The sequence below is a fragment of the Streptococcus sp. genome (assembly GCF_019414905.1).
GTDB lineage: Bacteria > Bacillota > Bacilli > Lactobacillales > Streptococcaceae > Streptococcus.
In genome coordinates, this window is record NZ_DXLC01000075.1 from 1 (window position 1) to 6783 (window position 6783).

The window sequence follows — 6783 nt, forward strand, 5'->3', positions numbered from 1 at the left end:
CTTTATACTCGCTTTCACAAGATTCCAGATAGTCTTTTAAGGGATTGTAGCTATGTTCTCCAGCCACCACTTCTAAGATATCAGCGATATCCCCTTTTTTATAATCCATCTTATACTTGGTAGCAATATAAGCCCTAATCTCTCTGATAATCAGGTCATCGATTGTACCGCTCAAGGTTCTACCATTTAACTTAATAGACTTGGTAACGTCAATTTCATATGTAAAAGTGTTGTACTGTATCGCCCCTTTTAGTTTACTATCCCCACTCAAAATCTTCTTGAGATTGTCCAAGGTAATGACAAAGCCTTTTCCTTTGGTTTTAGGCGTAAGATTCAGGCTATTGTTTTCCTCGTTAGTCTCCCTTGCTTGGGTCAAGTCCACCACGGTAGGCGGTATTTGATGCTGATTCTCTTCGATGATTTTACTTACAATTTCTTCACTATTCAAAAGCCACCTCCTTATAGAATTTTGTCGCTACTTCTAGGAAATAGCTGGCTAGGTCTTTCCGTTTGACGATTGCTGAAAATAGGTCTACCAACTGACTAAAACTGTAGCCATGGACAAATAGCAAGCGGACAAAAAGTGAAGTCTCATATCTGGTATAAATGCCATTACAAATCAGGTCAAAAACCCAGCCTTTTAACTCCACCCCAAGCCCCTGCCGTTGCTCTGTCAATTTGTTTACCTCTAATTCTTTCAGAATCGTCAGCAAGTCCGAACTGGCCAAAGCTATCTCCAAGTCTCTAATTAATTTCCAACCCTCCACTTGCTCCTTTTCGTCTTTGACAGCCACATACAAACCTTTATAGTGAAAATCCGTCAACGCCTCGCCTATCGGTTCAAAGTAGATGAATTTGAAGTGTTTCCCATTCTTCCAAGCTTGGGTAGGGGTAGACTTGAGAAATCCAAACAAGGCCAATTTGTCACTAGACAAGGTTAACTCTATCACTCTCATTCTCCCACCCCCATAAACTTACGGATGTCGTCCACTTTATAATAAACTTTTCTGCTATCGTCTCCTGGAGGCTGATAATATTTCAGCCCCATGGATTTCCATTTTTGTAAGGTCTTGTATTTTATATCTAACTCTTCCTGTACTTGTTTTGCGGAAATCAACCCAATGGTTCGGGGGGGTATTTTCTCATGGCTTTTTAGGTAACGTTCTAAGGCTTCTAATATTTTTATTTGAATTTCTTCAATCATCCTTTCAAACATATCGTCACCTCCACGGTTTAACCCCTGCAAGCTGAATATATCGCCCATAGTCAGGGCTTAAACTCTCACTAGGCCTTTCTCCCAGTTTCCTGTTTTCTAGCTCCAGTTGGGCGCTCTTTTTGCGGTCTCGATGATTTAGATATATGAGAAGGCCAATCAAAATCACGGTAAAAATAAGCGCCTGTGTATTGCTTATATCTAGTTCGTTCATTTTAAAAGCCCCCTTTTTTGTAAATCAGAAACTACTAAACTTCGTAAATACGTCCAAGTTGAAGCAGTCTCATGAGTAATACCATTACTTAACTTGTTTTCGCTTATGACTTGATTTAAGTAATTGAATAGTAACCAGTCAGGTTTCTTATTGTACATTTCTGTACACTCATCGTCATATTTTTTTAATTCTCCCAGTAAGTTCTCAACATTCTTATTATAAAATTCTTCATGACTCGCTTCCTGCATCTTGTACGCTTCAGATAATTTATAAAAACTTAGCCATAGATTAGTAATTACTGAATTACAATCTTCAACAATTTCCATTGCGCCAATATGATTCTTAGAATTATGCCAATCTGATAAAATATCTAGCTTTTCCTCTACAAGTACCAACTCTTTTTCAAATTCTTTAAAATAATCATTCATATTTTTACCTTTTTCTTTTGGTTTGCCTGTTTCCTATACACGATTAGTACCACTCCAAACGCTGGGCTTTTGCCCCTAGTTGGCGGACGCATGTAGTGATGTTTCGTGGGTAAATACCCACATTTCCGCTAAACAAGTGCTTAGAATCGCCGTGTCAGCACTCGTTTTTCAAAACCTTTTCTAATTGCTTGCCTGCACTTCGGTTTTCTTAGTTTTTCTTCGTTTCGTTTTCGATTTGATCGCCTAATCTTTTCCAGGCTCTATCAAATTCATCACGTTGGATTTCCTTGCTATGTAATTGCCTTGCTAGTTCCATCCCTCGACGCATGAATCTAGCGAAGTGAGTTTTTGCTTCCATCCTAGCCCTCCATCATGTCATAAAGTAGGGCGTAGTGCTTATCTGGGATTCTGTCCAAGGCTTTCAAGCCGTCATGTTCTGCTTTTTGTCTGGTTTCCGCCTTGACTGTGCTATCAAAGGCGATAGAAAAGGCGTTTAGCATTGCCTTATAGCGATCTACGCTCTTCAAATAGCGCCCACGGTCTGACAATTCCTTGTCTTCCAGTTCCTCTTTTACCGAATCGTCCAAGAGTGCGAACTTGGAGTACACCCCTTTTTCTACTTCAAATCCTAGACGCTTGTTTTGTCTCAGATTGTAAAGGTTGACCCTGCAACTCTCCAAGTTGCGATAGCCTAATACTCCAGCGATTTCTTCTAAATTCTTGCCCTCTAATTCGGACAATTTTTCAGCAATATCCTTGAATTTTACTGCTTGATGTTGTTTTCCCATTGTATACCTCATTTTTTGGGTACGCAAAAAGCGCACTCTATTTCTGTGTTTGACAAATAAGAGTACGCATGATAAGATATTTACGTACCTCATTTGTGGTGCATCGCCGTCTATCGTGTTCTGTCGCCAAACAAGTGACACGGTAGGCGGTTTCGTTATGGTTCAGACTTTACAAGCTCAATCCCTCGCATGACTATATCTGTTTTAGTCATGCTTTTCTTTTTGGCAAGTTCTTCTAAATCATTAAAATTCTGTTCAGTCATTTTAATTTTTAGTTGCTTGTTTTTTGGGTTATCACTTTTAGGTCGTCCTAATGTTTTCCCCATTTTTGACCTCTCTTTCTTTCGGGGTACACTTTTATTATATAACGGTGTACCCTTTAAGTCAACCCCTAAACCGAAAAAAATTTAAAATCTTCCCAGCGTACCTTATTTTATTTTCAATGTACTAGCGGAAACCGCTGTATTATGCTATAATCAAGGTATAGAAAAAATATCTATACCTTTAATCTTGTCGCTTGCTTCGGTCGCCAAACTCTCCGCAAGTGACTTTTTTTGTTACCTTTCTTCATGCTTTCTTCCCTGTCTGGGGGCTATAAAGCAAGTCTTTACTTTCGATAAGATCCAGAATCCAGCTGAATCCCTGCTCCATCGTTTCAAGAAATGCGCCCAGGTCTTCACTGTCCAAATCCTCGTAGTTCATACAAAGATATTCGGCTAGTTGTCTGTCTTTCTCAACTAGCTTTTTAAAATCCTTAAAATACTTGGGAATTTCTAACCCCTTAGCATTTGTAACTGTCTTAAAATCGTCGTCCATTGGTTCGCTCCTTTCTAATAATCTTCAGCAAGCCACTGCATGGCTTTTTGGTAAATGCTCGGTTTCACTTCGCCACCGTCTCGGATTTTTCGATAGGTAACTTGTGTAACTCCGATTTCTTCGCCTGCTTGCTTTGCAGTCAATTTCTTGTCTGCCTGCTTTCGGCGAATTGCTTTTGCTTGTGTTGAGGTAATAAGCAATGAAGTTTCTCCTTTCTTTTCTAACATTTTTGTTAGTTCTCCTGTATTCTACTAAATAAAATGTTAGTTGTCAAGAGTTTCTAACATTTTTGTTAAAAAATATTTTTTTATGTTATAATTATCTTGAGGTAATATACAATGAACCAATTACAAGAGTTACGAAAAAAAAACGGGGACACCCAAAAAACACTTGCTGAACTTCTTGGAGTATCAGAGATGACGATATCCCGCTGGGAAAAAGAAAAAGAATTAAAAATTAAATATGAATACTTACAAAAATTAGCAGAGCATTTTAAAGTAAGCATTGGTCATCTATTAGGAATTACTAATGATTTTGAACAGGAATCCAATGGCACTGGAGATATTGATCCTAAAAGGTTTTCAAAAGGTTTTGATAAACTTTTACTTTTAACTGGATACACCTCCCAAGAACAACTGATTTCTTCAATTAAAGAATCTTTTAATACTGAAAAATTTACTGAAAATTTCCTTTCAGAAAATTCGTTCATAGACGAGGAAGATTTAAAAATAAAATATCAAGAAGCGATTGAAAAGCAAACCCAAAATGTTTTAGGTGAGTTATCGGTTTTAAGTATCGCTATTTCTTACCTTAATGATGAGGCTAGTGAACTTCTATCAATCTTCTTCTTTTTATCAGATGATGATAGAGAAAAACTATTAGATATTGCTAGAGTATTTTCTCAGAACAAATAACCACTATGGTATTTGAAAAGATCCTTTAAAAAGCCCATATTCGCCAATAGCAACCCTATTTCTAAGGTCTATTGTGCAAAAATGGGCATAATTGACAAATAGAAAGGAGAATCATGGACTATGGAACAATACAGAAGAGATATTTTAAAGGTGAAGAACAATGGATATCCAAAATAAGAAAATACTAAAATCAGCTAAAAATTTTGAACAAATTTACTCAATATCACAATCAAATAGACGAAGCAATAAGTTTAATTTTTTACCAAATTGGCTAGATAAAGAATCAAATTTATTTTTGGAAGAGGTAAATCATTGTAAAAAATCCTATTACAGTTTCAAACGAGGTGCCTTAATTTTTGTCGATTTTGGAATCAATATTGGTTCTGAATTATCAAATAGACACTGGGCCGTTGTCCTAAATAAAAATGATTCTCCAAAATCAAGAAATCTGACTGTACTTCCAATCAGTTCAAAAGAAAAAAAGTTTTCTGTTATGATTGACGAAGTTATACAACAAAAATCCAAAAGATTCTTATTACCTATTCTTGACAAAGTTGGTTTTGATTATTTTTCAATCATTCACTATGCACTTACAGAAATTACTCCTTTTGATTTAGGGAGTGCAGAAGAAATCTATCAGGAATTTTTGATTCAATACGGAGATGTTTACAATTCAGAATCAGCTAAAGAAATCTATGACAACGGTGCAGGGATGGAAAAGGTGGAAAACACTACTAAAAAATTAAAAGATCTTGTTAACCATTATCAACGATTTAATAAAATTTCCTACGCAAAATGTGACCAGATAAAAACTATTAGTAAAGACAGAATCATTTACATAAACGAATTGGATCCTTGCGGAAAATTGAAAGTAAACAATGACACCCTAGATAGAATTGATACAAAATTAAAAGAACTTTACCTAAAAGATTGACAGCTATTAAAATTTAATCTATAATTAAGTTACTTAGAGGTTTACCCTCATATTTTTAAACTTTGAGCCTCAGCGCTCCAGGGAAGTAGCTTAGTTGTTACTTCCTTTTTGTTTTCTAAATAAAACTCTTGAAATACTGAGGCTTTTTCAAATCCCATATAAGCCCCATATCCGCCTTGTTTTCTATTCTGGTACAATTTACCGTCTGACTGCTTAAAATCGAAAATAGGGGCATTCTCGTAGCTACTCGCATGGTATAAACTCAAAACCTTTTCTAATTGCTTGCCTGCTGATGGAAAAGGAGTAAAACCATGAAGATTACAGAGTACAAAAAGAAAGATGGATCAGTAGTTTACCGTTCCAGTGTTTATCTTGGTATCGATACCGTAACAGGTAAGAAAGTCAAGACAACTATTTCAGACAGAACTAAGAACAGACTCAAAAGCAAGGCTATCCAAGCCAAAGTAGAGTTTGAAAAAAACGGCTCAACAGTCACAAAAACCGTTAATGTTACCACCTATCAGGAATTGACGAACCTCTGGCTAGAAAATTATTGCCATACAGTCAAACATAGCACCCTTATAGGGGCAAAAAACAACATAAAAAAGTATCTCCTACCAGCCTTTGGAGACTACAAACTGGATAAACTAACGCCCCCAATCATTCAGCACCAGGTAAACCAGTGGGCAATAGATTACAATCAACTAGGAAAAGGTTATCAGCAATATAACCAACTCCATGCCTTAAATAAACGCATATTATCCTATGCCGTTTCCTTGCAAGTCATTGCTTCAAATCCAGCTAGTGATATCATCGTCCCACGACGCAAGCCCAAAGAAGGGCAAAAACTGAAATATCTGGATGACGATAATTTGAAAAAATTCTTAGATTATCTGGATCAGTTGCCAAACACTTATAAAAATTTCTCCGATACGGTGTTATATAAGACACTTCTAGCGACTGGTTTGCGTATTCGTGAGTGTTTAGCCTTGGAATGGTTTGATATTGACCTACAAAACGGTAGTATTTCAGTTACCAAGACTTTAAACACCCTAAAAGAAATCACTAGCCCTAAAAGTAAAAGTAGCATTAGAGAAATAGCACTGGATACCAAAACGGTACTCATGCTTCGGCTCTATAAAGCAAGACAATCCCAAATAGGTAGGGAAATAGGGGTAACTTTTGGAAAAGTGTTCTCTGATACCTTTGACAACTATAGAGAAGCTGGGGCGCTTAGATTTAGACTAGAAAAGCATTTAAAACTGGCTGGTTGTCCTCGTTTGAGTTTCCACGCCTTCAGACACACCCACGCTAGTCTATTGCTTAATGCTGGCCTGCCTTATAAAGAAATCCAAACACGGCTAGGCCATTCTAAAATTTCAATGACTATGGACATCTATAGTCACCTATCCAAAGACAATAAGAAAAAGGCAACTTCCTTTTATGAAAAAGCCATTGAGAATTTACAAAGTTCCT

General features: G+C 36.8%; 12 protein-coding genes and 1 pseudogene. 3 read left to right on the plus strand and 10 right to left on the minus strand.

Annotation, left to right across the window (positions count from 1 at the left end):
* The 10 genes and pseudogenes from QZ359_RS01890 to QZ359_RS01935 form a co-directional block, all read right to left on the minus strand.
* A pseudogene (locus QZ359_RS01890) lies at positions 1–448 on the minus strand (virulence-associated protein E); the annotation flags it as partial.
* Positions 441–956 carry a hypothetical protein gene (locus tag QZ359_RS01895; RefSeq protein ID WP_293957384.1) on the minus strand — a complete coding sequence of 172 codons (516 nt, stop codon included), beginning with the start codon at positions 954–956 and terminating at the stop codon, positions 441–443. The gene QZ359_RS01895 and the pseudogene QZ359_RS01890, both read right to left, overlap by 8 nt.
* A complete protein-coding gene (locus QZ359_RS01900; RefSeq protein ID WP_293957386.1) occupies positions 953–1216 on the minus strand; it encodes a hypothetical protein in 264 nt (87 codons plus the stop codon). Before QZ359_RS01900 ends, QZ359_RS01895 begins: the two co-directional genes overlap by 4 nt.
* A 4-nt stretch (positions 1217–1220) precedes the next feature.
* Positions 1221–1427 carry a hypothetical protein gene (locus QZ359_RS01905; protein ID WP_293957388.1) on the minus strand — a complete coding sequence of 69 codons (207 nt, stop codon included), beginning with the start codon at positions 1425–1427 and terminating at the stop codon, positions 1221–1223.
* The gene (locus QZ359_RS01910) at positions 1424–1855 is read right to left on the minus strand and encodes a hypothetical protein (protein ID WP_293957390.1); all 432 of its coding nucleotides are present in this window, start codon (positions 1853–1855) and stop codon (positions 1424–1426) included. The genes QZ359_RS01905 and QZ359_RS01910 overlap by 4 nt, the downstream gene beginning before the upstream one ends.
* 208 nt (positions 1856–2063) lie before the next feature.
* Entirely contained in the window at positions 2064–2213 is a 150-nt protein-coding gene (locus tag QZ359_RS01915) for a hypothetical protein (RefSeq protein ID WP_000387644.1), read from the minus strand.
* 1 nt (position 2214) lies between these two features.
* Positions 2215–2643 carry a hypothetical protein gene (locus tag QZ359_RS01920; RefSeq protein WP_000517935.1) on the minus strand — a complete coding sequence of 143 codons (429 nt, stop codon included), beginning with the start codon at positions 2641–2643 and terminating at the stop codon, positions 2215–2217.
* 155 nt (positions 2644–2798) lie between these two features.
* Entirely contained in the window at positions 2799–2969 is a 171-nt protein-coding gene (locus tag QZ359_RS01925; RefSeq protein ID WP_000520760.1) for a hypothetical protein, read from the minus strand.
* Positions 2970–3210: 241 nt separating this feature from the next.
* Complete coding sequence (locus QZ359_RS01930; RefSeq protein ID WP_261039995.1) at positions 3211–3459, minus strand: hypothetical protein; 249 nt, start codon at positions 3457–3459, stop codon at positions 3211–3213.
* Between the two features lie 14 nt (positions 3460–3473).
* The gene (locus QZ359_RS01935) at positions 3474–3659 is read right to left on the minus strand and encodes a hypothetical protein (protein WP_000909283.1); all 186 of its coding nucleotides are present in this window, start codon (positions 3657–3659) and stop codon (positions 3474–3476) included.
* Between the two features lie 138 nt (positions 3660–3797).
* On the opposite strand from QZ359_RS01935, the gene QZ359_RS01940 reads away from it, so the two are divergent.
* The 3 genes from QZ359_RS01940 to QZ359_RS01950 all read left to right on the plus strand — a co-directional run.
* Positions 3798–4373, plus strand: coding sequence for a helix-turn-helix transcriptional regulator (locus QZ359_RS01940; RefSeq protein ID WP_293957417.1), 576 nt, complete (start codon positions 3798–3800; stop codon positions 4371–4373).
* A gap of 160 nt (positions 4374–4533) precedes the next feature.
* Positions 4534–5307 carry a type II toxin-antitoxin system PemK/MazF family toxin gene (locus tag QZ359_RS01945; protein WP_293957420.1) on the plus strand — a complete coding sequence of 258 codons (774 nt, stop codon included), beginning with the start codon at positions 4534–4536 and terminating at the stop codon, positions 5305–5307.
* 311 nt (positions 5308–5618) lie between these two features.
* Positions 5619–6783, plus strand: a 1165-nt coding sequence (locus tag QZ359_RS01950; RefSeq protein ID WP_293957422.1) for a site-specific integrase, incomplete at its 3' end; no start/stop codon positions are given.